A 26461-nucleotide genomic window follows, 5' to 3' on the forward strand; every position below is an offset into this window, starting at 1 on the left:
CGGGACGCGGTGCTGTTCGTTCAGTCGGACGTCGGGGGGCGGCGGTCCGGCGGTAGCTCGTACATGAACGCGCGCATCGGGCGTGGTCCGCTGCGCTGTTTCGAGCGGCGGCGCTCCGCATAGACCCGCTCGACCATGTCGGCGTAGCGCGGATCGGCCCACTCACGCCGGTCGCCGTGGTCCTGCTGCGCGTTCATCGCTGCCCGCTTTCCGCGTCCGTACCGGTCAGACCGTACCGGCCGGGGCCGGTGCGGGGTCCGCCTTCCGCGGATTGCCGCCAGGCCCGATCGGGATGCCCGCCGGTCCGGGGGAGTGCTGCGCCTGGGGCTCCGACCTGGATCGGGTCGTCGTCGGGACCGCGCCACAGATCCTGGTCGACTGGCGTTGGTGGTGCGGGTGAGCCAGTCCGGGGAGTGGGTCTCCCGCGTGCTTTCGGGGCGCTGAGGAACGTGGTGCGCGAACTGACCCAGGCGGTCGAGGACCAAGGCGGGCCGGCTCTCGTCGACGGCCAGGGATGGTGCGAGGGGCAGTTCGGTCTGCGCGGCCGTGGCGACGAACGCAAGGGCCTGGTCGACGATACGTTCGGCGATGTCCGTCCGCTCGCGCCTGCGTCCCGGCCGGTGGCTGCCGCCACCGTCGCCCGTGGCGACCACGTCGTGATCGGGGGCGAGACGTTCGCCGTCGTCGACATGACGGGTGGTGTTCGCGACTGGTGCATCACTGGTCATGATGCGTACCACCACCCTGTGGGCCGGGCTCCCACTCGGGTGCGATAGCTTGCGGGTATGCGTTCCTGACTATGCCCACCCCCATGTGCGCGGCGTGTTGCCCCGTGGGGGAAGTGCCAGCAGATCAGATCTTTCCTGCCCTTATCTCTTCCGCCGGGCCCCCGCTCGTGGCGGGACCAATGGCAGAACACCCCCTCACGGAGACGAACGTGATCGATACCCGGCTCGAAGGCAAGAACGTCTTGGTCACCGGTGGCGCAGGGAACATCGGTGCGGCAATCAGCCGTGCTTTCGCGGTGCAGGGGGCGCGGGTGGCGATTCACTATCTCGCGCAGGACCTTCCGGCCCCGGAGGGTGCGGATTGGGGCCACATCACGCCCGTCCCGGGTGAAGCCGGGAAGCTGGCACAGGAACTCGGCAACGGCTCGGTGGCCATCAGCGCGGATCTGTCCCGGCCTGACGGGGCGCGCCAGTTGGCGGTGGCGGCCGCGGAACGCCTCGGCTCGATCGACGTGCTGGTCAACAACGCGGCCCACTGCGAGACGCCGGACACCGTCGACGCCCTGACCCCTGATTCGCTGGAACGGCACTACCGGGTGAACACCATCGCGCCGGCGCTCCTCATCGCCGAGGCGGCACGGCTGCGCAGCGGCGATCAGCCGCTGTCCATCGTCAACATCTCGACCGACGCCGCCAGAGCGTTCCCCGGGCAGATCGGCTACGGAACGTCCAAGGCGGCCCTGGAGGCACTCACCCGGGCCACCGCGCTGGACCTGGCCGGTCGGGGTGTCCGCGTGAATGCCGTCGCACCGGGTCCGGTGCAGACCGGGTGGATCGGAGAGGATCTCATCGCCCAGGCGACAGCGATCGTGCCCATGGGGCGGGTGGGCGAACCGGAGGACATCGCGGACGCCGTGGTCTTCCTGGCCTCCCACCAGGCCCGCTGGATCACCGGACAAGTCCTCCAGGTGGCCGGCGGACACGCTCTCTGACTGCGCCGGTCCGTTCCCCGCGGCGGCGTCCTCCCCGACCAGCGGCTGTCACATCTGATCGGGCTGCGGCGTCAGAGGTGCGTACCCACCGACAACGCGGAGGAGCTGGCCATGGAAGCTCGTTTGAACCTCATGCAGATCCCGGGCGCGGCCAAGTTCGGGAAGCAACTCGCAGCCGCCGACCATACGTTCCCCCGCTCGACGGTGCCGGGCACGACGCTGGAGCTGGTGAAGATCCGCGCCAGCCAGATCAACGGCTGCGGGTTCTGCACGGACATGCACACCAAGGAGGCCGCGCAGGCGGGGGAGACCTCGGTACGTCTGAACCTCATCGCGACCTGGCGGGAGGCCAAGGTCTTCACCGGCGCCGAGCGTGCGGCCCTGGAGCTGACGGAGCAGGGCACCCGTATCGCGGACGCCGCCGGCGGGGTCGCGGACGAGGTCTGGGCGAACGCCGCCACGTACTACGACGAGGACCAGCTCGCCGCCCTGGTGTGCGCGATCGCCCTCATCAATGCCTTCAACCGCCTGAACGTCCTCGTCCAGCAGCCCGCCGGGGACTACCAGCCCGGCCAGTTCGGGTAACGGGGGCCACCCTCGGCCGGGCGTGGTCGCGGTATTGCCGCACCAGGCCGTCGGTGACCGTGCCCACGACGCGCCGGAATGCCATGGGGTCCGGCTTTCCGGTGCCGTCCCGGCGCGGGCCGAGCGCGGCCCGGGGGCGGCCAAGGGGCGCGCGGGCTAGGCTGGGGGCGGTCGGCCATGCGTTGCGATCGACGGACGGGTGTAATCCGCATTATTCTTCGGCCCGTTGATCCACAGTTCAACCAGCCAAGAGGGGCGTGCCCGTGAACGGCGACTCGCCGGTCGTTCCCCGGACCGACCGACCGCATTCGGCCCGGATGTACGACTACCTGCTGGGCGGCAGGGACCACTACGCGGCGGACAGCGAGGCCGCGGACAAGGCGCTGGCGTCGGCCCCCACGCTGCGCATCGCCGCCCAGGAGAACCGCAAGTTCATCGCCCGCGTCGTGCGCCACCTCGTGCAGGAGGTCGGGATTCGCCAGTTCCTCGATCTCGGGCCCGGGCTGCCCACGTCCCAGAACGTGCACCAGGTCGCGCAGGAGGTCGAGCCCGAGACCCGCGTCGTGTACGTGGACAACGATCCGATCGTGCTCGCGTTCGGCGGGGCCATGCTGGAGCAGAACGAGCGCACCACCGTCGTGCGCGGCGACATCCGTGACCCGCTCGCCGTGCTGCACCACCCGCGCACCCGCGAGCAGTTGGATCTGTCCCGGCCGGTGGGCGTGCTCGCGGTGGCGGTGCTCCACTTCATAGGGGACGACGAGGACCCGGCGGGCATCGTGCGCGCACTCACCGGAAGCCTGGCGCCCGGCAGCCACTTCGTGCTGTCGCACGGCACCGCCGACCTCTCCGCCGAGGCGGCGATGGGGGTACAGGCCGCCTACCGTTCGCACGGGGTGCCGCTGACGCTGCGCAGCAAGGAGCGGTTCACGGAGCTCTTCGCGGGTCTCGACCTGATCGATCCCGGGATACAGGTCGTCTCCGAATGGCGCGCCACCGAGCCGCCGGAGGAGCGGCCCTCGCACGCCGACGTCTCCTGGTACGGCGGTGTCGCCAGACTGTGAGGGGAATGTGTGTGTTCTGCACGCCCCCGACGTGACACCGGTGACTGTCTGACCAGCCTCCCGCCGTGGAAACCTCATTGTCACTTCCCGAGGGAGGGCAATGGACAAGCGGTACGAGGTTTTCTGTCTGGTCGACAGGCATTTCTACGAGGCCCCCGAACGCGCCACCGCGCAACTCGGCGGCGAGGGCCACCAGGAAGGGCTGTACGAAACGGCGCGGCGCGCCGTGCCGCAGGGCTGGTTCTCCGAACGCTTCGGTGATTGGCTGCACTTGCAGCCGCGTGATGCGGTCATGCCGCCGCAGGGCTGGAAAGTTCACGTATCCGCCTGCCTCGACAACGCCGACAAGACCGCCGCGAAAGTCTGGGACTATTGCGTTCCCCGCCGCATTCCCTTCAAATTCGTACCGGCCGCGCATCTGCTCTACCTCCGCAACTCCAAATACGCCGGGCGTCATTCGAGCGGCAAGTTCGTCACGATCTACCCGGCCGACGAGGCGCGGCTGCGCGACGTGCTCACGGAGCTCGGCGACCTGCTCGCGGGGGAGCCGGGGCCCTACGTCCTGACCGATCTGCGCTGGGGGCGCGGCCCGCTGTACGTCCGCTACGGCGGCTTCGTCCCGCGCTTCTGCGACGACGGAACGGGCGCGGTGGTGCCCGCGATCGAGAACGCGGAGGGCCGACTGGTGCCCGACCGCCGCGGGCCGGCGTTCACCGTTCCCGACTGGGTCACTCTGCCGCCGTTCCTCGCCCCGCACCTGGCGGCGCGCAACGGGGTCACGCTCGCGGACCTGCCGTACCGCATCGAGAGCGCGCTGCACTTCTCCAACGGCGGCGGCGTCTACCGCGGCACCGACCCGCGCACCGGCGAGGCGGTGGTGCTGAAGGAGGCGCGCCCGCACGCCGGTCTCGCCGCGGACGGCGCGGACGCCGTCACCCGGCTCCAGCGCGAGAAGGACGCCCTCGACCTGCTGGCCGGGCTCTCCGTGGCCCCGGCCGTGCGGGACTGGCTCACCGTCGGCGACCACCGTTTCCTGGTGATGGACCACGTGCCGGGCCGCACGCTCAACTCGTTCTTCGCCGAACGCCACCCGCTGCTGGCCACGGACCCGGAACCGGCCGCCGTCGCCGACTACACCCGGTGGGCGCTGACGGTGCACGGCAACGTGGAACGGGCCGTCGCCGCCCTCCACGGCCGCGGCCTCGTCTTCAACGACCTGCACATGTACAACATCATGGTCGGCCCCGACGGAACGTCCGTGACCCTGCTCGATTTCGAGGCGGCGGCCCCGGCCGGTGACGGCGTGCGGCAGATCGTCGCGCACCCCGGCTTCGTGGCCCCGGCCGGCCGCACGGGCTTCGCCATCGACCGTTACGCGCTGGCCTGCCTGCGGCTCGCGCTGTTCCTGCCGATGACCACGCTGCTCGCGGTCGACCCGGCCAAAGCCGCGCATCTCGCGCGGGTGGCCGCCCGGGAGTTCCCCGACGTGCCCGGCGCGTTCTTCGACGAGGCCGTCGCCGAGATCGAGGGCCGCCCCGGGACCGAGGTGGGGACGCCGCCGCGCGCCGCGCCGCCGTCGCCGGGCGACTGGCCCGCCGCCCGCGACTCCATGGCCCGCGCGATCCTGGCCTCGGCCACCCCGGAACGCGACGACCGGCTGTTCCCCGGCGACATCGCCCAGTTCGCGCCCGGCGGCGGCCTGGGGCTCGCGCACGGCGCCGCGGGCGTGCTGTACGCGCTGGCCGAGACCGGCGTGGAGCGGTACGCGGAAGGCGAACGCTGGCTGCTGCGCCATGCCGCGGACCCGCCGCGCAACAGTCCGCTCGGCCTGTACGACGGCCTCTTCGGCGTCGTACACGCCCTGCACCGCCTCGGCCACACCCCGGCCGCGCTCGATCTCGCGTCCCGGGCGCTGGGCGAGGGCTGGGAGCGGCTGCCCGTCCACCTGTTCGGCGGTCTCGCCGGTATCGGCCTCGTGCTGGACGAACTGGCCGCCGACACCGGCAATCCGGCGCTCGCCGTGCACGCCGGGCGTGCGGCAGGTCTTGCCGCGGAACGGCTCGCGGCCCCGCCCGAGCCGCGCGGCCACCGGCGGGCCGGGCTGCTGTACGGCGCGTCCGGGGCGGCGCTGCTGTTCCTGCGCCGGTACGAACGGACCGGCGACGAACGGCTGCTCGCCCAGGCCGCCGACGCGCTGCGCCGCGACCTGGCGCACTGCCGGACCGACCGTTCCGGCTCGCTGCTCGTCGACGAGGGCGACCGGCTCATGCCGTACCTCGGCGAGGGCAGCGTCGGCATCGCGGCCGTCCTGGACGACTACCGCGCCGCGGCCTTCGCGGCCGGCCGGCCCGCCGAGGAGGACCTGATACAGGTCGGCCGGCAGGTGCTGCCCGCGGCGCGGCTGCGGTACTACGCGCAGCCGGGGCTGTTCCGCGGCCGGGCCGGGATGATCTGGCACCTCTCACGCACCGGGGCCGCGGGGGCCGCCGCGCAGATCGAGGCGCTGGACTGGTACGCCATGGCCTACCGCGGCGAACTGGCTTTCCCCGGCGAGCAGATGATGCGCCTGTCCATGGACCTGGCGACCGGCACCGCCGGCTGCCTGCTGGCGCTCGGCGCCGCCCTGCACCCCGCCGGGGACGCCGGGGACGTCCCGCGGCTGCCCTTCCTGCCGCGTCCGCGGCACCCACAGACCCGGCCCCCGTCCGCCTGACGGGACGCCGTGGGCACGACCGCACCACCAACGCACCACCACGCACCACCAACCCGAGTATTCGCCCGAGGAGAGGAACTGCCATGTCGCTTCTTGACCTGCAGAGCATGGAGCCCGAGACGGCCACCGATGGCGGTGGCGGTGGCGGCGGTGGCGACATCAGCAGCGTCAGCCTGCTGATCTGCGACACCCACAGCTCCAACAGCGTCATTCTCTGTCTCTGATTCCGTTCCGGGGCAGCCCGGCGGATTCCGCGGCCCCGCGCACACCGCGCGGGGCCGCGCCCGTTCCCGGCCCAACCGTTCCGAAGGAGCCGCGACCGCCCATGCCCCAGACCCCCGCGGAACCGACCCCCGCGGAACCGGCCCCGGCCGGCCCGACTCTGCGCGCCACCGCCAGGCACGGCGCCGCGCGCATGGCCGTGCTGTGCCTGCTCGCCCTGGCCGGCGCGGGCGCCGCGCTCGCGCTGCCCGCCGCGCTCGGCCGCGCCCTCGACCTGCTGCTGACCTCGGGTGACGCGGTCACCGGCTGGAGCCTGCTGAGCGCCGCCCTGATCTGCGGCCAGGCCGCGCTCGGCGCTGTCACCACCGTCCTGACGGCGAGCGCCGACGCCCGCGCCGCCGCCTGGCTGCGCGGCCGGCTCCTGCGGCGGCTGCTCGCCGCCGGGCCCGGCGCCGCCGACCGCTTCCCGCACGGCGACCTCGTCACACGCGCAGGCGGCAACGCCGTCCACGCGGGCGCCGCGCCCGCCGCGCTGGCCGCGGCGGTGGCCGCCGCGGTGACCCCGGCCGGAGCCGTCGTCGCCCTCGCGCTCACCGACCCGCGGCTCGCCCTGGTCTTCCTCGCCGGGCTGCCGCTGCTCGCGCTGCTGCTGCGGGCGTTCGCCCGGTCCGCGGGCGACGCGTTCGCGGACTACCAGCACTGCCAGGCCGATATCGCCGGCCGCCTGGTGGACGCGCTGCGCGGCGCCAGAACGATCGCCGCCGCGGGCACCGAACGCGCGGAACGCCGCCGCATCCTCGCCCCGCTGCCCGGCCTCGGCGCCCACGGACACCGCATGTGGCGGGTCACCGCCCGCGCCACCGCCCGCGCCGCCCTGCTCACCCCGCTCCTGACGCTGTCCGTCGTCGCGACCGGCGGGCTGCTGCTCGCCGCCGGGGACCTCAGCGTCGGCGGGCTCCTCGCGGTCGCCAGGTACGCGGCGCTGGCCGCCGGCATCGGCCTGTTCGTCGGCCACCTCAACCGCCTCGTGCGCGCCCGCGCCGCGGCCCGGCGCGTCGGCGAGGTGCTGGCCGTTCCCCCGCCGCGGTACGGCGCGCGGACGCTGCCCGCGGACGGCCCCGGGCGGCTGGAGTGCCGCGGGGTGACGGCCCGCCGCGGCGGGCGCGAGGTGCTGCGCGGCCTGGACCTCGTGGTGCCGGGCGGCACCACCGTGGCGCTCGTCGGCCGTTCCGGCGCGGGCAAGTCGCTGCTCGCCGCGCTCGCCGGCCGCCTGGCCGAGCCGGACGGCGGCGGCATCCTGCTGGACGGCGTGCCCCTCGCCGACCTCGACCGGGACGCCCTGCGCGGCGCCGTGGGCTACGCGTTCGAACGGCCCGCGCTGGTCGGCGGCACCCTCGCCGGCACCATCGGCCTCGGCCCCGGGCCCGCCCCGCCGCCCCGCGCGCACGTCGAGGCCGCGGCCGTGGCCGCGCGCGCCGACGGGTTCGTCCGGATGCTGCCCGAGGGCTACGCGACCCGCTGCGCCGACGTGCCGCTGTCCGGCGGGGAGCTGCAACGGCTCGGCCTGGCCCGCGCGTTCGCGCACGGCGGGCGGCTGCTGATCCTGGACGACGCGACGTCGAGCCTGGACACGGTCACCGAACTGCACGTCGCGCGCGCCCTGGCCGCGCACTCCGCGGCCCGCACCCGCCTGATCGTCGCCCACCGCGCCGGTTCCGCGGCGCGCGCCGACCTGGTGGCCTGGCTGGACGACGGCCGCATCCGCGCCCTCGGGCCCCACCGCGAACTGTGGCGGCGCGCCGACTACCGGGCGCTGTGGGCGGGGGAGCAGGTGGCCGCGGATGCGTGACCACGGGGCCTTCGCGTTCCTGCGGCGCCGCCGCCGCGCCCTGGCCGCCCTCGCGGCCTGGTCGCTGCTGCCCGCCGCGCAGACGTTCCTCCTCGGCTACGGGCTCGCGCGCGCCCTGGACGACGGGTTCCTGGCCGGGCGCACCGGGGTGGGCCTCGGCTGGCTGGCCGCGGCCGCCGCCGGTGCGGCGGCGGGCGCGTTCGGCACCGGCCGCGTGCACCGGGCGGTGGGCGCGCTCGCCGAGCCGCTGCGCGACCAGCTGGTGCGCGAGGTCGTCGCCCGGGGGCTGCACCGCGCGGTGCGGGCCGGCCGCCCGGACGGCGGCACCGCCGACGTCTCCCGCCTGACCCACCAGGTGGAGATCGCCCGCGACAGCTTCGCGGGGCTGATCCTGGTGCTCCAGATGTTCCTGTGCACGGCCGCGGGCGCCCTGGCAGGCCTGGCCTGGCTCGCGCCGGTGCTGCTGCCGTTCGTGCTGGGGCCGCTGGCGCTGGCCCTGGCCGTCTTCTGCTGGTCGCTGCGTCCCCTGGCCAGGCGGCAGCGCGCCGTGCTGGTCGCGGACGAGGCGCTGGCCGACGCGTTCGGTGCGACCGTCGCGGGGCTGCGGGACGTCACGGCCGCGGGCGCGGAGGAACGGACCGCCGCGGGCGTCGCGGCGCGCGTCGACGCGGAGCTGGCCGCCGCCCTCGCCCTGGGCCGCTGGGGCGCGGTGCGGGTGGTGGCCGTGGCGATCGGCGGTCATCTCCCGGTGCTGCTGCTGCTGTTCCTCGGCCCGTGGCTGCTGCGCAACGGCGTCACGCCCGGCGGGCTGCTCGGCGCCCTCACGTTCGTCACCCAGGCGCTGCTGCCCGCGCTCCAGGCGCTGATCGGAGGCATCGGCAGCGCCGGAACCCGGCTCGCCGTGGTGCTCACCCGCCTGCGCGGCGACCCCCTGCCGCCGGACGGCCCGCCGCCGGACGGCCCGCCGCGCGCCGCCCCGCCGCAGGACGGCCCGTCGCTCGCCGCCGGTCGGCGGGCGCGGGCGCCGCGCGGGAACGCGGTGGAGCTGCGCGGCGTCACCTTCGCCTACGGCGGCCGGGCCACGCCGGTCCTCGACGGCGTCGACCTGGCCGTGCCCGCGGGGCAGCACCTGGCCGTCGTCGGGCCGAGCGGCGCGGGCAAGTCGACGCTCGCGGCGCTGGCCGCCGGGCTGCTCGCGCCGCGGGCCGGCCAGGTGCGGCTGTGCGGCGAGCCGGTCGCCGGGCGCGGGGCCGCCGACCTGGCCGCGCTGCGGGTGCTGATCCCGCAGGAGGCGTACGTCTTCGGCGGCAGCGTCGCCGACAACCTCGGCTGCCTGCACCCCGGGCCGCCGGGCGACGCGGCGCTGCTCGCCGCGGTCGGGGCCGTCGGCGCGGAGGAACTCGTGGACCGCCTCGGCGGCCCAGGCGGAACGGTCGATCCGGCGGCACTGTCCGCGGGCGAACGCCAACTGATCGCGCTGGCCCGGGCGTTCCTCTCGACCGCCCCGGTCGTCCTGCTCGACGAGGCGACCTGCCACCTGGACCCGGCCGCGGAGGCGCGCGCCGAACGCGCCTTCGCGGCCCGCCCAGGCGGCACGCTCGTCGTCATCGCCCACCGCATCAGCTCGGCCCGCAGGGCGGAACGGGCGCTCGTGCTCGACGGCGCGGACCTGCTCACCGGCACCCCGCGCGACCTGCTCACCCGCTCCGCCCTGTTCCGCGACCTGGCCGCGGGCTGGTCAGACCCAGCCGGCGCCCCTGGCGATGCGGATGGCGTCGACCCGGTTCCTGGCGCCGGTCTTGCGTATCACCGCGGCGAGGTAGTTGCGCACCGTTCCCTCCGCAAGCCATAACTCCCCGGCGATCTCCGGCACCGGGGCGCCGTCCGCGGCCAGGGACAGAACGCGCAGCTCGCGCGGGGTCAGCGGCATGCGGGAGGCGCTGAGGAAGTCGTAGGCCAGGGCGTCGTCCACGTAACGGCCGCCCTTGGCGACCGTGCGGATGGCGTCGAGCAGGCGCTGCGGTGCGGCCTCCTTGCTGACGTAGCCGAGCGCGCGCGCCTCGAAGGCCCGGTGCAGCAGGCCGGGTCTGCCGGCCGGGGCCAGTACCACCAGGCCGTGGTCCTCCGGGTCGTAGAGCCGGTGCGGCGCCGCGGCGTCCGCCAGCCGGGCGAACCCGGCGCAGGTCGCGTCGACGAGCCAGACGGCCTCCTGGCGGTGCGGCTCCATCCGTGCCCATTCTTCCCAGGACGCGGGAATGACGTCGATGTCCTCCTCCGCACCGAGCAGTGAGGTCAGCGCGCAGCGCAGCAAGGTGTCATCGTGCACGAACAGCAACCGGATCACGTGTGGTGCCTCCTTGGGCGGTGACTCGGACTCGTCCCTCGACCACCTAGTTTCCTCATATCCGTGCCCTGCGGTCCGGGGAACGCCGACCCGGCCCGGTATGGGCAGGAAGCACGCCGGGGCGCACGGGGGCGCACGGAAGAAATGCGGCCCGCGTATTCCGGACAGTTTTCCGGGGCACCGGCGGGAAAACGCGTCCAACGGGGGGCATTTTCCCCGGGCAATTTCCTGCCCGATACCACGGAATTGCGTTCGGCGGGGCCCGAATGCGGAATCACGCGTAATGCGGAAACGGGGGGAGCGGGCCGTCCGGACGGCGCCGGGGCAGGGCCGGCGGGCAGAGCCGACGAGGCTCAGGCGGCGGGACTCGGCCGCCGGGACTCAGGCGGCGGGGCTCAGGCGGTGGGTGCCGCCGTGGAGGTGGCCGCGGCGCCCTTGGCGGGCGCGCGGCGCAGCAGGCGGACGGCGACGGCGCCCGCCGCGATCAGGGCCACCATCGACAGGCCGGTGCTGAACCAGCTGGCGCCCAGCAGCTGACCGCCGAGGTAGCCGATGCCGACGCTGTACCCGGTCCACACCACGGCCGCGAGCGCCGACCAGGGCAGGAAGTCCCGCGTGCGCCGCTGGGCCACGCCCGCGCCGAGGCTGACCACGGCGCGTCCGGCCGGGGCGAACCTGGCCAGCACGACCAGCGGCCCGCCGCCGCGGACCAGGGCGGACTCCAGCCGCTTGTGGGCGGCGGACAGCCGCCGCGAGCGCGCGATGGCGCTGTCGAAGCGGCGCCCGCCGCGGAGCGCGAGCCGGTAGGCGAGCAGGTCGCCGACGATCGAGGCGCTGGTGGCGCACAGGACGAGCACGAGCAGGTGCGGCAGCCGGGGGTCGGCGGAGCCGGGCCCGGGCAGGCCCGCGACATCGGCGGCGGCGCCGGCGGCCACGGTGGCCGCGGTCACGACCAGCGCGCCGCTGGGCAGGAGCGGCACGAAGACGTCGAGCAGGATGGAGGCGGCGACGATCACGTAGATCCACGGGGCGTACAGCAGTATCCCCAAGGTCTCCTGCACGGTGTCCCCGATTCCCCTGTCCGGTGCCGTGTGCGGCTGCGTGTTCGATCTGACGCGCTCTTGCACGGCTTTGGTTCCGCCGTACAGCGTACGCCTGGGTCCTCCGCGCGGTGCACGCGGGTGCGTGTGGTGGGCATCTCAAAGTCTGCACTGTGCAGGGTGAACCGGGGGAAGGCAATCACCATGAAGGAGATCGGATGAAAATTCTCGCGACGGGCGCGGCCGCCATGGCGGCGGTGCTCGCCACGGCGGGCGCCGCGGTGGCCGCTGCCGGACAGGGCGATGTGCTGCTGTACGACGCCGGGCGCTTCGCCCCGGTGGGCGAGGCGGGCGGCGAGGTGCCGAAGGCGGTGACCTACGACGAGGAGCTGGTGCCGGCCGGTTCCACGATCCACGTCGCCCAGGCCATCAGGGGTGAGGCCATGCAGATCGAGGTTGCCGCGCTCGGCCTGGTGCCCGGCCACACCTACGGCACCCACGTGCACACCGAACCGTGCGGTGCCGACCCGGCCGACGCGGGCGGCCACTACCAGGACCAGCCGGGCGTGGTCGACGCGCGGAACGAGGTCTGGCTGGACTTCACGGTCGACGCGCAGGGCGTGGGCAAGGCGGAGGTCGGCAAGAACTGGCTGTTCCGCACGGGCGGCGCGGGCTCGGTGGTGCTGCACGAGCGCGCCACGTCCGAGGGCCACGACGAGCACCCGCCGGGCGACGCGGGCGGCCGGGTGGCGTGCTTCACCCTCCCGTTCGCCGGCGAGGACGCGGCCGCCCGCTGAGACGGCGGCGGCGCCACGGCCCCTTCCCGCCCGGCCCACCCGGGCGGGAACCCGCCCGGCGCGCAACGCCGTTCACACCTGTGCGCCCCCCGGTGAACGGTCGCCGGTGAACGGCCGTCGGCGGGCGGTCAGGGGCAGGCGGTCAGCGGCGGACGATCACGGGCTGACGGTGAGGCGGATGAGGCCGTCGGCCGGGGGGAAGCCCTCGGGGCGTGCCCGGGGGGCCGCCTCGACCCGCACCTGCTCCAGGGTGGCGGCGTAGGCGGTGGGGGCGAGCGCCGCGGCCCGCGGGCCGACGCCGATCACGCGCATCCCCGCGGCGCGGGCCGCGGCGATGCCCGCGGCGGAGTCCTCGAAGACGAGGCAGTCGGCCGGGTCCACGCCGAGCTCGGCGGCGCCCTTGAGGAAGCCCTCCGGGTCCGGCTTGCTCGCGCTGACCGACTCGGCGGTGATCCGCACGTCCGGCATCCGCAGCCCGGCCGCCGCCATGCGCGCGTCGGACAGGGCGGTGTCCGCGGAGGTGACCAGCGCGTGCGGGGCCGCGGCGATGGCCGCGAGGAAGTCCTGGGCGCCGGGGATGGGCACGACGCCCTCGGTGTCGGCGGTCTCCCGGGCCAGCAGCCGGGCGGCGTCCGCCCGGTGCTCCGCCATCGGCCGCTCGGGCAGCAGCTCGGCCATGGTGGCGTACGCCTGCCGTCCGTGCATGATCGCGAAGACGCGGGCCGGGTCGACGTCCCGCGCCTCGGCCCACGACCGCCAGACGCGTTCGACGACCGCGTCGGAGTCGAGCAGGGTGCCGTCCATGTCGAGGAGGAGTGCGCGGGCCGTCAGGGTGAGGGGCGACATCGGTGGCAGGCTCCTGGGGCGATGCGGGCGGACGGGAAGCCAGTGGCCCCGCCCGTTTACGGTCGGGGAAGCGGGCGGAACCACTTTGTTTTTCAACGGTACAAAACCGGGGGCGGGTTGCGCCACCCCCCACCGGCATCCGGAACGAAAGCGTCGCCGCGCGTTCGACCCCGGTTCACGTCGGGCCGCCCCGCGGCCACTCGGCCCGTGAGCCGCCCAGCTCCCGGCTGAGGTCGTGCACCAGCTCGGCCAGATCCCGCGGCCGGTCCGGGCCCCACCAGTCGCCGAGCAGCTCGCCCAGCGCGTTCTCCCGCGCCTCGGCCAGCCGGTCCGCCACGCGGCGGCCCGCGTCCGTGAGTACCAGCGACAGGCCCTGCCGCACGGCGAGCCCGCGTTCCTCCACCTGCCGCGCGGCCGCCGTCACGACGTCGAGCGGCACCGCGGCCCGGTCCGCGAGCAGCCCCGGCTCCGCCGAGCCGTCCCGCGCCATGCGCAGCAGCAGCCAGCACGCGGCCGGCAGCAGGTCCACGCCGGCCGCCGCGGCGATCCGCCGGTACATGTCGCGCCGCCCGGCGCGCGAGCCGAGCGCGGACAGCGCGCGGGCGCACTCCTCGCGGGACGAACGCTGAACGGGGCTCGGCGGCACCGCCTCGCCGAGGTCGGGGGCGTGGACGCTTTCGCGCAACGGGTCCTCGCGCAGCAGCCAGGCCAGCACGTGGGCGAGCACGACCACCGGGACCGCGTACAGGAACACGGCGGTGATGGCGTCCGCATAGGCGCCGAGCGCCGCCGCGCGGGCGGCGGCGGGCAGGGCGCCCAGGCCCTCCGGGTCGTGCAGCAGCGACTCGACCGTCACGCCCGCGGGCAGTTCCGCGCCGCCCAGCGCGTCGTGCAGACCGTCCCGCAGGCGGCCGGTGAACACCGTGCCGAGCACCGCCACGCCGAAGGCCGCGCCGATGGAGCGGAAGAACGTCACCCCCGACGTCGCCACGCCCAGGTCGCCGTAGGGCACCGCGTTCTGCACGGCCAGCACCAGCACCTGGAGCACCATGCCGATGCCCATGCCGAACACGGCGAAGCAGACGCCCATCTCCAGGTTGCCGCTGTCGCGGTCGAGGGTGTGCAGGAGCACCAGGCCGACGGCGGTGACGGCCGTGCCGAGCACGGGGAAGACCTTCCACCGGCCGGTGCGGCTGATCAGCTGCCCGGAGAGGGTCGAGGTCAGCAGCAGCCCGAGCACCATCGGCAGCAGGTGCACGCCGGAGAGGGTGGGCGAGATGCCGTGCACCACCTGGAGGAAGGTGGGCAGGTAGGTCATGCCGCCGAACAGCGCGAAGCCGACGACGAAGGCGATGGCGCAGGACAGCGTGAACGTCCGGTTGCGGAAGAGGGCCGGCGGCAGCACCGGTTCTGCGGCGCGGCGTTCCACCCGCACGAACGCGGCCAGGCACACCGCCGCCGGCACGGCCAGGGCGGCGATCTGCCACGAGCCCCAGTCCCAGGTGGTGCCGCCGAGCGAGGCGATGACGACGAAGGCCCCGGCGGCCGCGGCGATGAGGAGCGAGCCCGCGTAGTCGATCACGTGCCGCTCCCGGCGGGCCGGGAGGTGCAGGACGGCCGCGATCACCGCCAGCGCCACGCCGCCCACGGGCACGTTGACGTAGAACACCCAGCGCCAGCCGAGGTGGTCCACGAACAGCCCGCCGAGCAGCGGCCCCAGCACGCTGGTGGCGCCGAAGACGGCGCCGAACAGGCCCTGGTACCGGCCGCGTTCGCGAGGCGGCACCAGGTCGCCGACGATGGCCATGGAGAGCACGATCAGCCCGCCGCCGCCGAGCCCCTGGAGGAACCTGAAGGCGATCAGCTCGGGCATGTTCCGCGCGAGACCGCACAGCACGGACCCGGCCAGGAAGATCACCACGGCCGTCTGGAACAGCCTCTTCCGGCCGTATTGGTCGCCGAGCTTCCCCCAGAGCGGTGTGCCTGCCGTGGCGGCCAGCAGATAGGCGGTGACGACCCACGAGAGGTGGTCGAGGCCGCCGAGATCACCCACGATCGTCGGCAGCGCGGTGGCGACGATCGTCTGGTCGAGCGCGGCCAGGAAAAGGCCGAGCAGCAGGGCACTCATCGACAGCCACAGGGTGCCGCGGGACTGCCGGGCGGGCGGGGGCCGCACGGTCATGGGCGCCTCCTCGCGCTCGTCGCGGGCGCCGGCCCGGTGCCGGCGCCGCACCGCTGTCACGCGGGTGTCCGGCGCACACGTGGTCTGCACGTGCAGCGTTGAGGCCATTTTGTCCGGAATCTGCGTGTCCGGCTTGTTGAGCGACTCCCCGGCCACCCCCACCCGGGTGGTGCATAATCGCTGCCAATCGACCGGGAGGGGAGCGCGCGATGACCGACCGGGCCGAGTGTCTGATATGCGGTCGGCCCTCGCTGTCCACCGGAGAGCCGGACTGCCGGTGCTGGACGCACTCCCTCTCCCACCCGGTCGACCCCCCGCAGCACGGCCCCGATCCGGCCGACGTCGCGCTGTTCCCCCTCGACCCGTCCGGCCCGCCCGGCCCGCCGGCCCCCGCCGCCGCGCCGCCGCCGCGGGACGCGGATTCCGTGGTCGTGCACGGCTCGCACCGCCCGCCCGCCTCCCACCGCAAGCCGCGGGAACGCCACCGCATCGCCGTGGCGGCCGGCGGGGCCGTCGCCGCGGTCGTCGGCTGCACCGCGCTCGCCGCCTCGCTGCTCGGCGGCAACGGGCGCCACGAACAGGTCCTCGACACCGACGGCACCGGGCCGAGCGTCGCCCTGCCGGACGGCCAGGAGGTCCTGCCCGACCGCGGGGAGCCGCCGCCCGAGCCGGAAGGGGACACCCCGCGGCCGGGGCCCACCCCGGAGACCGAAGGGACCGAACGGCCGGACACCGGGGAACCGGAGCCCGACCCCTCGCCCACGACCGGCGGCCCCGACCCCACCCCCACCGACGAGCCGGAGCCCACCGGCCCCCCGGCCACGCCGGACCCGCCGCCCACCACGCCCGCACCCACGACCCCACCGCCGCAGGAGGAGGTGGACCCGGTACTCGACGCGGGCGACGAAGGCCCCGAGGTCGCCGAGCTCCAGCTGCGGCTGCGCCAGCTCAACTGGGTCTACAACGGCGAGGCCCACGGCCGTTACGACGAGGAGACCAGGGCCGCCGTCGCCCGCTTCCAGTCGGCCTACGGCGTGCAGGGCGACCCGGAGGGCGTCTACGGCCCCCACACCCGGCAGGCGCTGGAGCAGCACACCACCGCGCCCTGACGCGCCGCCCTCACTCGAAGCGGACCGGCTCCTCGAACGCCGCCCGCCGCGTGGCCCGGCGCAGTGCCCGCAGCACGCTCCCGCCGCAGACCAGGATCAGCACCACGGTCAGCAGCGCGCGCGGCACGTCCCAGCCCAGCGACGTCGTCGCCACGTAGGCCGCGTAACGGGCCAGGTTGTCCGGCAGCGGATCGCCGGGAACGAAGGAGATGCCGCTGCTCATGCCCGCCAGGTACGGCCAGCCCTGGAGGTTCATCACCAGCCCGTAGGCCAGCGACGACACCGCGCCGTACGCGGCCAGCAGCGCCAGCTCGCCCCGGCCGCGGAGGCTGTGCGGCCCCGGCAGCAGCCCGGCGCCCATCGTCAGCCAGCCCATCGACAGCATCTGGAACGGCATCCACGGGCCGACGCCACCGGTCAGCAGCGCCGAGGCGAACATCGACACCGCACCGAGGACGAAGCCGAAGCCGGGGCCGAGCACCCGGCCGGACAGGACCATGAGGAAGAACATCGGCTGGAGCCCGGCGGTGCCCGCGCCCAGCGGGCGCAGCGCGGCCCCGGCCGCGGCCAGCACCCCCAGCATTGCCACGGCCTTCGCGTCGAGACCGGTGTCGGCGACGGTGGCGACCGCGACGGCCAGCAGCAGCGGCAGCATCAGCGCGAACAGCCAGGGCGCGTCGCCGGAGTGGGCGAGCCCGGAGCCCGAATCGGCCAGCAGCGGCCAGCCGAACGCGGCCACCCCGGCCGCGGACACCAGCGCCAGCGCGGCGGCCGACCGCGGCCCGAGCCGCACCGCCGCCGGCCGCCGCGCCACGGGCCGCCGCGCCGGCCGTTCCCGCGGCCCGTTCATGCCGTGCCCCCGCGCCCGTTCAGCGCGGCCCGCACCTGGGGCACGGTCAGCCACGGCTGCGGCGCGAGCACCTTGGCGACCTGCGGCGCGAAGGCGGGGGAGGCGACCACGACCTCCGCGGTGGGGCCGTCCGCGACGACCTCGCCGTCCGCCAGCACGACCGTGCGGTGGGCCAGCTCGGCGGCCAGCTCCACATCGTGCGTGGCGAGCACCACGCAGTGCCCGCGGCCGGCCAGTGCGCGCAGCACGTCCACCAGGCGCGCCTTGGCGGCGTAGTCCAGGCCGCGCGTCGGCTCGTCGAGCAGCAGCACCGGCGGCGCCGCGGCCAGCACCACGGCGAGCGCGAGCACCAGCCGCTGCCCCTCGGACAGGTCCCTGGGATGAACGGCGTCCCGCACCTCGGGCAGCAGCCGCGTCACCAGCGCGCGGCAGGTGCCGGGTGCGGCCCCCGCGTCGTCGTCGGCCGCCGCGCACTCGGCGGCGACGGTCTCCGCGAACAGCAGGTCCCGTGGGTCCTGCGGGACGAGCCCGGCATGCCGCAGCAGCCGTCCCGGCGCGGTGCGGTGCGGAACGACCGGCGCCGCGCCGCCGTCCGCCCCGGCCAGCTCGACGGAGCCGGCGGCCGGCGGGTGCATGCCGACGAGCGTGCGCAGCAGCGTGGACTTGCCCGCGCCGTTCCGGCCCATCAGGGCCACCGTCTCGCCGGGGCGCACCGACAGGTCCACGCCGCGCAGCACTTCGGCGCGCCCCCGGCGTACGGCCAGGCGCCGGACGGTGAGCAGCGGCGCCTGACGCGTGGGCGCGGGCGCGGGCGGCGGCGTGTGCGCCGTCAGCTCCTCCCGCAGGCCCGCGGCCCGGCGGCGGGCGTCCCGGACGGACAGCGGCAGCGGGTCCCAGCCGGCCAGCCTGCCCAGCGCGACGACCGGCGGGTGGACGGGGGAGCGGGCCATGACGGCGGCGGGCTCGCCCAGCACGGGCGCGGCGCCGGGCGCGGGGAGCAGCAGGATGCGGTCGGCGTGGTGCACGACGCGTTCCAGGCGGTGCTCGGCCATCAGCACGGTGGTGCCCAGGTCGTGCACAAGACGCTGGAGCACCGCGAGTACCTCCTCGGCCGCCGCCGGGTCCAGGGCGGAGGTCGGCTCGTCCAGGACCAGCACGCGCGGGTGCGTGGTGAGGACGGAGCCGATGGCGACGCGCTGCTGCTGCCCGCCGGACAGCGTCGCGATGGGCCGGTCGCGCAGGTCGGCGAGGCCGAGCAGGTCGAGGGTCTCCTCGACGCGGCGCCGCATCGTGTCCTGCGGCAGGCCGAGCGACTCCATGCCGTAGGCGAGTTCGTCCTCGACGGTGTCGGTGACGAAGTGGGCCAGCGGGTCCTGGCCGACCGTTCCGACGACGTCGGCCAGGTCACGCGGCCGGCTGTGCCGGGTGTCGCGCCCGGCGACGGTGACCCGGCCGCGCAGCGTGCCGCCGGTGAAGTGCGGAACGAGGCCGGAGACCGTGCCGAGCAGGGTCGACTTGCCGGCCCCCGAAGGGCCGACGACCAGGCACAGCTCCCCCTCGGGCACGGTCAGGTCCACCGGCCCGAGTACCGGGTCGGCGCCGTCGCCGTCCCCGTGGACGACGGAGACCTGGGTGAAACGGATCATGCGGGGGCCTCCTTGGCGGCCGGCGCGGCGGGGCGTGCGGCGGGGCGCGGGGCGACGACGGCGGGCAGCAGCCCGAGCAGCACGGCCGCCGCGGCGCCCGGCGGGAAGGCCGGGGCCGTCAGCGGCACGGCCGGGGGGTTCAGCGCCAAGGGGTCCGCGGCCGAGGCCAGCCCGACGAGGACGGCGACGGCCGCGCCCGCGCCGGCGACCAGCCAGGCCCTGGCCCCGAACCGGTCAGGACGGTAGCGGGAGCGCGCGCTGCGCCGCCCGCCGAGCAGCAGCCCGCCGAGCGCCGCCAGCAGCCCGGCGGCCAGCAGCGGCAGGCCGAGCCCGGCGCCCTCCGCGGCCAGCAGCCCGTAGGACCCGGCGCACACGCCGAGCAGCCCGCCCAGCGTCAGCGCGGTGGTCGTGCGCCGCACGGCGCGCGGCACCTCGGCCGTGCGCCCGTAGCCGCGGGCGTCCATGGCCGCGGCGAGCGCCACCGAACGTTCCAGTGCGCCTTCGAGCACCGGGCGCGCCACTCCGAGGAGGGCGCGCACGCCCCGGTCGCGCCGCCCGCGCAGCCGCCTGGCATCCCGCAACCGCAGCAGGTCGGCCACCAGTTGGGGCGCGAACGTCATGGCCACCACCACCGCGACGCCCGCCTCGTACAGCGCGCCCGGCAGGGACTTCAGCAGGCGGGCCGGGTTCGCCAGGGCGTTGGCCGCGCCCAGGCAGATCAGGAGCGTCGCAAGACGCAGCCCGTCGCAGGCCGCGAACATCACCGCCTCGCCGGTGACCCGGCCGCCGAGCCGCACGCTCTCCAGCCAGCCGGGCAGCGGCATCTCGGGCAGCGTGAACAGCAGCCGCGTGCCGCCGATCGGCGAGCCCAGCAGGACCGCGAACAGCACCCGCAGCACGACCACGAACGCGCCGAGCAGCAGGAAGAAGCGGAACGCGTGCGCCCACGGCGCGTCGGTGCGGCGCGCGGCGACGACGTAGCCGGCGACCGTGACGAGCAGCGCGAGCAGCAGCGGGTTCGTGGTGCGCGAGGCGGCGGCGGCCAGGCCGAGCGCCCACAGCCACCACGCGCCGGCGTGCAGCGCGTTGCTGCGCGTCGCCTGCGGCGCCGCGAGGCGCGCCAGTGGGCCGGGTGCGGGCATCACCGCGCGCGGTCAGGCACGGTGCCGCCGCGCCCGCAGGAGCGCGGCGGTGCCGAGCGCGGCCACCACCCCGACGCCCGCGAGCACCGCGACGCCCGAGCCGCCGCCGTCGTCGCCGTCCGCGTCGCCCCCTGCCTGCGTCTCGTCGTCCGCGCCGCCGCCCGGGCCGTCGGATATCTCGTCGGCGCAGCCGCGGGCCGGATAGCCCGCGATCGCGCACAGCAGGGCGTTCGCGTCGTAGCGCAGCGGCTCGGCGACCGCCGCCAGCGCCTCGGCGGCGGTGCCGCCGTCCGGCAGCGGCGCGCACTCGGCGCGCCGCTCCGGCGGCGCGGCGCCGCCGGGCGCGTCCCTGGCCGTGCCGAAGTCCAGGACCAGCGCGACCCGTTCGCCCTCGCCGGCGTCCCCCGGGCCGCAGGCCGCCGCGAAGTCACCCGCGCCGCGTGGCGCCGAGGCGTCCGCGGTGCCGGTGCTCTCGGCGAACCTGAAGCCCAGCACGTCGCCGTGGCCCGGCCGCAGGGTCCCGGGACCCTGCACGGCGTAGGACCACCGTTCCTCCGCGGTGTCCCACGTCCAGAACGACCAGTACCGGTACCGGTCGTCGTCCGCCGCCGCGGGCGCCGCGCCCGCGGGCACGAGCAGCCCGCCGAGCGCGGCGGAACCGAAGAGGAGCAGGGCCGCCCGCGCGCGGCGGCGCGGGGCGCCGCGGCTCATGCGCGGCCGGCCTTCGCGCGGGAGCGCCACAGCACGAGCGTCACGCCGATGAGGGCCCCGAAGGCCAGTCCGATGCCGATGACCCACAGCGCCGAGAGGCCGCCGTCGCCGTCGTCCGCGGCGTCGCCGCCGCCCTCGCCCGGCGCCTCGTGCGGGTCGGGGCCCAGCTCGTTCAGCCGCGCCATGAGGTCCGTGCCGCCGAACTCCTCGGGGGACACGCCCCCGGCGTGCGCGGCCATCACCAGTGTGCCGACCGCGGTCGGGCTCGCCGCGAAGTCCGGCCACTCGCCGTGGTGTTCGACCAGCCAGGCCAGCGCGCCCGACGCCGCGTCGCCGTGCCCGGCGGCGGCCAGGGCGACGACGGCGCGCGCGGTGGCCAGGTAGTCGGGCTGCTCCTCGCCGCCCGCCGGGGTCGAGGTCAGGTGGTTGCCGCCCTCGTCCAGCGTCCCGGCCAGGTAGGCGGCGCCGGCCGTTGCCGACTCCTCGTTCTCCGGCTGCGGGTGCGTGGCGTCCGACGGCTCGTCCGCCGCGCCCGCGGTGTCCTCGGCGCCCGCGGTGTCCTCGGCGCCCGCGGTGTCCTCCGGGGTCTCGCCGCCTTCCTCGCCTTCCTCGCCCTCTCCACCGCCGGCCTCGCAGTCCAGCGGGGCGACCGGTGTCTCGGGCACGTCCGGGTCCACCAGCAGGCCGCGGCCGTACGAGGCGAGCACCGCGTCCACCGTGGCCAGGTCGCTGGCGTACAGATCGCCGCTCTCCTGGTCGGGCTGCCAGGCGAACGCGCCGCGCTGGTCGTCCATCGGGGCGTCGCAGCCGAGCTGGAACGCGGCGAGCGCGTCGTAGGGCGAGCTGTCCGCACGCCGCACCTCGCCCGGATCGCGGCCCGCGGCGGCGAACGCGCCGATCACCAGCGCGGTGGAGTTGGCGTCCGAGGCGCCGCCCGGGTTGTAGCTCCACCCGCCGTCCTCGTTCTGCACGCCGGTCAGCCAGCTCAGCCCCGCGTCCGCCGCGTCCTCGTGGCCGTCGAGCGCGGTCAGCGCCTGTACGGCGAGCGCGGTGGCGTTGGTGTCGGCGGCGGTCACGTCCGCGCAGGGCTGCCCCGGGTCGGCCCGGTAGGACAGGAACGCGCCGTCGTCGCACTGCTGGCCGAGCAGCCAGTCGACGGCCTGCCCGGCCGGGGTGTAACCCACGGTGTCCTGCGCGAGCAGCGCGACGGACTGCCGCCACACCCCGTCGTACTGCGGGTCGGCCTCGCCGAACAGGCCGTCGTCCGGCAGTGCGGGCGACTCCGCCCGCGCCGCCTCCGCGGCCGGCCCCAGGGCCCCGAGCACGACGGCCGCGCCGGTCAGCACGGCTGCGCCGCGGCGCGGTTTGCGCGGATGATCCCGGTGCCGGCGGGCCCGGTGCGGGTGCTGAAGGAGGGACACGCGGATGCCTTTCGCTGAACCGGTCCGCCGGCACGGCTGACCACCACGGCGCGGCATGCGCTGCGTGGCACCGGGCTCAGCGCCGTACTCCTCGACGGTGCCGGCTCCCCCGCGGGGGAGCCGAGGGCCAGTGCGTGCCGCGGGCAGGCGTTCCGGCTCACGGGGGCGCCGAAGGGACCGCCCCCCGCTCACGGTTGCGGGTCAGCGCCGGGTTTGCACCGGCTTCTCCCGCTCACGGCATGACTGAAAAAGCCATACTAGCGGCGCCGCCGGGGCCCTACGGCGGCGGGGACGACGCTCCGCCCACCAGCCGGCAGGCGGTTTCGACGTCCGTGTGCGCCTCGGCGAGGGAGATGTTTCCGGACAGCCAGTACAGCAGCGTCGCGTGCCAGGTGTGCCGGATGACGCGGATGGCGCTGACGTGCGCCGCCGCCTGGGTCTCCGACAGGCCGGAGGCGTCCACCAGGAGCTCCGTCGTGAGCCGGGACACCGCGCCGACCTCGTCGCGGGCCGAGGCGTCGGCGAACTGGAGCGCCCGCATCATCGCCTCGGCCAGCCGCGGTTCGCGGCGGTGGGAACGGAAGGCCCGCTTGAGGGTGTGCACCAGCCGTTCGGCCGGGTCCCGTTCGGTCAGCGGGCGTTCGCTCAGCGTCGCGTGCAGCTGTCCCAACTGGTCCTGGAGCACGGCGAGCAGCAGGTGGATCTTGGAGGGGAAGTAGCGGTACAGCGTGCCGAGCGCGACTTCGGCGGACTCCGCGACCTCCCGCATCTGCACGGCGTCGAAGCCGCCCGCCGCCGCGAGCCGGGTCGTGGCGTCCAGGATCCGCCGCCTGCGCGCCCGTTGCCGCTCGGTCCTGGCCGGGGCTGCGGGCGCGGGGGCTGCGGGCCGGGGGCGGAGGGTCATGGGGGCCGCTTTCGAAGCCGGACTCTGAAACGTGTTGCAGTTTACTCACGGCGGGACCGTGGTGATAATCACCTGACTCGGGGCATTCCTGCCAGGGAGGGCCGCGTTATGGTCATACCCGCGAGTAGGCGCAGCAGCAGAGGGGGCGCGTGTGGCAGCTGACGCCGGCGAGGATCGCCCGCTGCGGGTGGCACTGCTCAGCTACAAGGGAAACCCGTTCTGCGGCGGCCAGGGCGTCTACGTCCGCCACCTCTCCCGCGAACTGGCCCGCCTCGGTCACCGCGTCGAGGTGATCGGCGCCCAGCCCTACCCCGTGCTCGACGAGGGCGTTCCCCTCACCGAGCTGCCCAGCCTCGACCTCTACCGCGAGCCCGACCCGTTCCGCACCCCGGCCCGCGGGGAGTACCGGGACTGGATCGACGTGCTCGAAGTCGCCACCATGTGGACCGGCGGCTTCCCCGAGCCGCTCACGTTCTCGCTGCGCGCCCGCCGCGAACTCGCCGCCCGCCGCGGCGCCTTCGACATCGTGCACGACAACCAGACCCTCGGCTACGGCCTGCTCGGCGTCCCCCGCCTCGGCCTGCCGCTCGTCACCACCGTGCACCACCCGGTCACCGTCGACCGCCGCGTCGAACTCGCCGCCGCCGGCACCCGCAAGCGCCGCTGGTCGGTGCGCCGCTGGTACGGCTTCACGCGCATGCAGAAACGTGTCGCCCGCCGTCTGCCGACCGTGCTCACGGTCTCCGGCGCCTCCCGGCGCGAAATCATCGAGGACTTCGCGGTCCCGCCCGGCCGCGTCCACGTCGTCCCCATCGGCGCCGACACCCGCGTCTTCCACCCCGACCCGGCCGTGCCCCGCGTGCCGGGCCGCATCGTGACCACGTCGAGCGCCGACGTTCCCCTCAAGGGCCTGATCCACCTCGTCGAGGCCCTGGCCAAGGTCCGCACCGAACACCCGGGCGCCCACCTCGTCGTCGTCGGCACCAGGCCCGCCGCCGGGCCGGTCGCGGACGCGCTGGAACGGTTCGGGCTGCGCGGCGCCGTCGAGTTCGTCAAGGGCATCAGCGACGCCGACCTGGCCGATCTCGTCCGCAGCGCCCAGGTCGCCTGCGTTCCCTCCCTCTACGAGGGCTTCTGCCTGCCCGCCGCCGAGGCCATGGCCGCGGGCACCGCGCTGGTCGCCACCACCGGCGGCGCCATCCCCGAAGTCGCGGGACCCGACGGCGAAACCTGCCTGGCCGTCCCGCCGGGCGACGCCGGGGCGCTCGCCGGCGCCCTCGGCCGCCTGCTCGCCGACGACGCGCTGCGCACCCGCATCGCCGCCGCCGGCCGCGCCCGCGTACTGGCCCGCTTCACCTGGGAACAGGCCGCCCGCGCCACCGCGGACCACTACCGCGCCGCCCTGGCCGCCCGCCGCGGCTGAACCGCGGCCCGCGGCGGCCGGACCGCAAGAACCCGCACGGCACGAACGAAGGAGCTGACCCGCGTGCTCACCGTGGACTTCACCCGCTTCCCCCTCGCCCCGGGGGACCGCGTCCTCGACCTGGGCTGCGGCGCGGGACGGCACGCCTTCGAGTGCTACCGGCGCGGCGCCCGCGTCGTCGCCCTGGACCGCGACCGCGACGAGGTCCGCACCACCGCCGGCTGGCTCGCCGCCATGCGTGAGGCGGGCGAGGCCCCGGCCGGCTCAGCCGCCGCGGCCGTCGAGGGCGACGCCCTCGCCCTCCCCTTCCCCGACCACACCTTCGACGCCCTGATCGTCTCCGAGGTCATGGAGCACATACCCGACGACAAGGGACTGCTCGCCGAGGCCGTCCGCGTACTGCGCCCCGGCGGACGCATCGCCGTCACCGTGCCCCGCCACGGCCCGGAACGCGTCTGCTGGGCCCTGTCCGACGCCTACCACGAGGTCGAGGGCGGCCATATCCGCATCTACCGCGCCGACCAGCTCCTCGGCCGGCTGCGCGAGGCCGGGCTCCGCCCCTACGGCAGCCACCACGCGCACGCGCTCCACGCCCCCTACTGGTGGCTCAAATGCGCGCTCGGCGTCGACAACGACACCGCCTGGCCCGTTCGCGCCTACCACAAGCTGCTCGTCTGGGACCTCATGAAACGGCCGCTCGCCACCCGTGCCGCGGAGAGCGCCCTCAACCCGCTGCTCGGCAAGAGCTTCGTCGCCTACGCCACCAAGCCCCGTACGGCCTCGGCGTGACGAGCCCGGAACGCACCGGGCGCCTCGCCCTGCCCGGCGTCCTGACCGCGGCCGAGGCCGCCGCCACCGCCGCGGGCATCGCCGCCGTCCAGCGCCCCGACGGCGCCATCCCCTGGTACCGCGGCCACCACCTCGACACCTGGGACCACGTCGAGGCCGCCATGGCCCTGGACACCGCGGGCGAGCACGAACGCGCCGCCGCCGCCTACGACTGGCTCGCCCGTCACCAGAACCCCGACGGCTCCTGGTTCGCGGCCTACGCCGACGGCGACGCCGCGCGCCCCACCGACCTGGCGAAGGAGAGCAACTTCTGCGCCTACCCGGCCGTCGGCGTGCTCCACCACTACCTCACCACCGGCGACGAGCCCTTCCGCCGCCGTATGTGGCCCGTCGTCCACGCCGCCACCGAATTCGTGCTCGCCCTCCAGCAGGACGGCGGCCAGCTCGGCTGGCGCCGCGACCCGGACGGCAGCGCCGTGCCCGACGCCCTCCTCACCGGCTCCGCCTCCGGCTACCACGCCCTGCGCTGCGCCCTCGCCCTCGCCGCACTGGACGGCGCCCACCGGCCCGACTGGGAGCTGGCCGCCGGCCGCCTCGGGCACGCCGTGCGCGGCCACCCGGAGCGGTTCCTCGACAAGTCCCGCTACTCCATGGACTGGTACTACCCGGTACTGGCCGGCGCGGTGCGCGGCACGGCCGCGGCCAAGCGGCTGGCCCGGCACTGGGACGACTTCGTCGTCCCCGGGCTCGGCGTCCGCTGTGTCCTGGACAACCCCTGGGTCACCGGCGGCGAGACCGCGGAACTCGCCCTCGCCCTGTGGACGGCCGGCCAGCCCGGCCGCGCCGTCGGCGTGCTGCGTTCGATGAGCCACCTGCGCAACGGCGACGGCATGTACTGGACCGGCTACGTCTACCCGGACGACGCGCTCTGGCCCGCCGAACTGACGACCTGGACCGCGGGCGCCGTGCTCCTCGCCGTGGCCGCCCTCACCGGCGACGACGCCACCCGCGCCGTCTTCGGCGGCGAGCGGCTGCCCCGCGGCCTCGCCCCCGACTGCTGCCGCGCGGGCACCTGAGCCGGTACCCGTCCGTGCCTTGAACGGC

Annotated in this window: 24 protein-coding genes and 1 riboswitch; of the genes, 13 read left to right on the top strand and 11 right to left on the bottom strand. The window is 75.7% G+C overall.

Going from position 1 to position 26461, the window contains the following annotated elements:
• Positions 1 to 20 precede the first annotated feature (20 nt).
• Entirely contained in the window at positions 21 to 197 is a 177-nt protein-coding gene (locus STBA_RS38040) for a hypothetical protein (protein ID WP_171987797.1), read from the bottom strand.
• 255 nt (positions 198 to 452) lie between these two features.
• Here STBA_RS38040 and STBA_RS27120 point away from each other — a divergent pair, with 255 nt between their 5' ends.
• The 8 genes from STBA_RS27120 to STBA_RS27150 all read left to right on the top strand — a co-directional run bounded on the left by STBA_RS27120 (position 453) and on the right by STBA_RS27150 (position 10005).
• Positions 453 to 776, top strand: coding sequence for a hypothetical protein (locus tag STBA_RS27120; RefSeq protein WP_077061714.1), 324 nt, complete (start codon positions 453 to 455; stop codon positions 774 to 776).
• A gap of 23 nt (positions 777 to 799) precedes the next feature.
• Positions 800 to 1720: an SDR family oxidoreductase gene (locus STBA_RS27125; protein ID WP_253195033.1), complete on the top strand. Its 921-nt coding sequence runs from the start codon at positions 800 to 802 to the stop codon at positions 1718 to 1720.
• 111 nt (positions 1721 to 1831) lie between these two features.
• Positions 1832 to 2305, top strand: a complete 474-nt coding sequence (locus STBA_RS27130; protein ID WP_077061715.1) for a carboxymuconolactone decarboxylase family protein — start codon at positions 1832 to 1834, stop codon at positions 2303 to 2305.
• Positions 2306 to 2568: 263 nt separating this feature from the next.
• Positions 2569 to 3369: an SAM-dependent methyltransferase gene (locus STBA_RS27135; protein ID WP_253195035.1), complete on the top strand. Its 801-nt coding sequence runs from the start codon at positions 2569 to 2571 to the stop codon at positions 3367 to 3369.
• Positions 3370 to 3469: 100 nt separating this feature from the next.
• Complete coding sequence (lanKC, locus tag STBA_RS27140) at positions 3470 to 6082, top strand: class III lanthionine synthetase LanKC (protein ID WP_077061717.1); 2613 nt, start codon at positions 3470 to 3472, stop codon at positions 6080 to 6082.
• Positions 6083 to 6165: 83 nt separating this feature from the next.
• Positions 6166 to 6306, top strand: coding sequence for a SapB/AmfS family lanthipeptide (locus STBA_RS36805; RefSeq protein ID WP_107485122.1), 141 nt, complete (start codon positions 6166 to 6168; stop codon positions 6304 to 6306).
• A gap of 101 nt (positions 6307 to 6407) precedes the next feature.
• Positions 6408 to 8153, top strand: a complete 1746-nt coding sequence (locus STBA_RS27145) for an ABC transporter ATP-binding protein (RefSeq protein ID WP_077061718.1) — start codon at positions 6408 to 6410, stop codon at positions 8151 to 8153.
• On the top strand, positions 8146 to 10005 hold the full coding sequence (locus STBA_RS27150; protein ID WP_077061719.1) for an ATP-binding cassette domain-containing protein: 1860 nt from the start codon (positions 8146 to 8148) through the stop codon (positions 10003 to 10005). The genes STBA_RS27145 and STBA_RS27150 overlap by 8 nt, the downstream gene beginning before the upstream one ends.
• On the opposite strand, the gene STBA_RS27155 is transcribed toward STBA_RS27150, so the two are convergent.
• Both STBA_RS27155 and STBA_RS27160 read right to left on the bottom strand, forming a co-directional pair.
• Positions 9892 to 10497, bottom strand: a complete 606-nt coding sequence (locus STBA_RS27155; protein WP_077061720.1) for a response regulator transcription factor — start codon at positions 10495 to 10497, stop codon at positions 9892 to 9894. The genes STBA_RS27150 and STBA_RS27155 overlap by 114 nt on opposite strands.
• Before the next feature lie 395 nt (positions 10498 to 10892).
• Complete coding sequence (locus STBA_RS27160; RefSeq protein WP_077061721.1) at positions 10893 to 11558, bottom strand: VTT domain-containing protein; 666 nt, start codon at positions 11556 to 11558, stop codon at positions 10893 to 10895.
• A gap of 197 nt (positions 11559 to 11755) precedes the next feature.
• Here STBA_RS27160 and STBA_RS27165 point away from each other — a divergent pair, with 197 nt between their 5' ends.
• Positions 11756 to 12334, top strand: a complete 579-nt coding sequence (locus STBA_RS27165) for a superoxide dismutase family protein (protein ID WP_077061722.1) — start codon at positions 11756 to 11758, stop codon at positions 12332 to 12334.
• Between the two features lie 156 nt (positions 12335 to 12490).
• Here STBA_RS27165 and STBA_RS27170 read toward each other — a convergent pair whose 3' ends face one another.
• Together STBA_RS27170 and STBA_RS27175 are read right to left on the bottom strand one after the other, a co-directional pair.
• Entirely contained in the window at positions 12491 to 13180 is a 690-nt protein-coding gene (locus STBA_RS27170) for an HAD-IA family hydrolase (RefSeq protein WP_079252199.1), read from the bottom strand.
• Positions 13181 to 13355: 175 nt separating this feature from the next.
• Positions 13356 to 15362 (bottom strand): MDR family MFS transporter, encoded by a 2007-nt coding sequence (locus STBA_RS27175; RefSeq protein ID WP_077063640.1) that lies wholly within the window; start codon positions 15360 to 15362, stop codon positions 13356 to 13358.
• Between the two features lie 209 nt (positions 15363 to 15571).
• Here STBA_RS27175 and STBA_RS27180 point away from each other — a divergent pair, with 209 nt between their 5' ends.
• Positions 15572 to 16471, top strand: coding sequence for a peptidoglycan-binding domain-containing protein (locus STBA_RS27180; RefSeq protein ID WP_077061723.1), 900 nt, complete (start codon positions 15572 to 15574; stop codon positions 16469 to 16471).
• A gap of 10 nt (positions 16472 to 16481) precedes the next feature.
• On the opposite strand, the gene STBA_RS27185 is transcribed toward STBA_RS27180, so the two are convergent.
• The 6 genes from STBA_RS27185 to STBA_RS27210 all read right to left on the bottom strand — a co-directional run bounded on the left by STBA_RS27185 (position 16482) and on the right by STBA_RS27210 (position 23145).
• On the bottom strand, positions 16482 to 17321 hold the full coding sequence (locus STBA_RS27185; protein ID WP_077061724.1) for an ECF transporter S component: 840 nt from the start codon (positions 17319 to 17321) through the stop codon (positions 16482 to 16484).
• Complete coding sequence (locus tag STBA_RS27190; RefSeq protein ID WP_077061725.1) at positions 17318 to 18967, bottom strand: ABC transporter ATP-binding protein; 1650 nt, start codon at positions 18965 to 18967, stop codon at positions 17318 to 17320. The genes STBA_RS27185 and STBA_RS27190 overlap by 4 nt, the downstream gene beginning before the upstream one ends.
• Positions 18964 to 20109 carry a CbiQ family ECF transporter T component gene (locus STBA_RS27195; RefSeq protein ID WP_077061726.1) on the bottom strand — a complete coding sequence of 382 codons (1146 nt, stop codon included), beginning with the start codon at positions 20107 to 20109 and terminating at the stop codon, positions 18964 to 18966. The genes STBA_RS27190 and STBA_RS27195 overlap by 4 nt, the downstream gene beginning before the upstream one ends.
• A 12-nt stretch (positions 20110 to 20121) precedes the next feature.
• Positions 20122 to 20820 (bottom strand): SCO2322 family protein, encoded by a 699-nt coding sequence (locus tag STBA_RS27200; protein ID WP_077063641.1) that lies wholly within the window; start codon positions 20818 to 20820, stop codon positions 20122 to 20124.
• Complete coding sequence (locus STBA_RS27205; protein WP_077061727.1) at positions 20817 to 22241, bottom strand: prenyltransferase/squalene oxidase repeat-containing protein; 1425 nt, start codon at positions 22239 to 22241, stop codon at positions 20817 to 20819. The genes STBA_RS27200 and STBA_RS27205 overlap by 4 nt, the downstream gene beginning before the upstream one ends.
• Positions 22242 to 22380: 139 nt before the next feature.
• Positions 22381 to 22503, bottom strand: a riboswitch (cobalamin riboswitch).
• Positions 22504 to 22518: 15 nt separating this feature from the next.
• Entirely contained in the window at positions 22519 to 23145 is a 627-nt protein-coding gene (locus STBA_RS27210) for a TetR family transcriptional regulator (protein WP_077061728.1), read from the bottom strand.
• Positions 23146 to 23296: 151 nt separating this feature from the next.
• Here STBA_RS27210 and STBA_RS27215 point away from each other — a divergent pair, with 151 nt between their 5' ends.
• The 3 genes from STBA_RS27215 (at position 23297) to STBA_RS27225 (ending at position 26433) form a co-directional block, all read left to right on the top strand.
• Entirely contained in the window at positions 23297 to 24568 is a 1272-nt protein-coding gene (locus STBA_RS27215) for a glycosyltransferase family 4 protein (RefSeq protein WP_253195037.1), read from the top strand.
• 63 nt (positions 24569 to 24631) lie between these two features.
• Positions 24632 to 25357 (top strand): class I SAM-dependent methyltransferase, encoded by a 726-nt coding sequence (locus tag STBA_RS27220; RefSeq protein ID WP_077061730.1) that lies wholly within the window; start codon positions 24632 to 24634, stop codon positions 25355 to 25357.
• The gene (locus tag STBA_RS27225) at positions 25354 to 26433 is read left to right on the top strand and encodes a prenyltransferase (protein ID WP_077061731.1); all 1080 of its coding nucleotides are present in this window, start codon (positions 25354 to 25356) and stop codon (positions 26431 to 26433) included. The genes STBA_RS27220 and STBA_RS27225 overlap by 4 nt, the downstream gene beginning before the upstream one ends.
• Positions 26434 to 26461 lie beyond the last annotated feature (28 nt).

Origin of the sequence: Streptomyces sp. MP131-18, assembly GCF_001984575.1 — a bacterium.
In the GTDB taxonomy this organism is placed as follows: Bacteria; Actinomycetota; Actinomycetes; order Streptomycetales; family Streptomycetaceae; genus Streptomyces; species Streptomyces johnsoniae.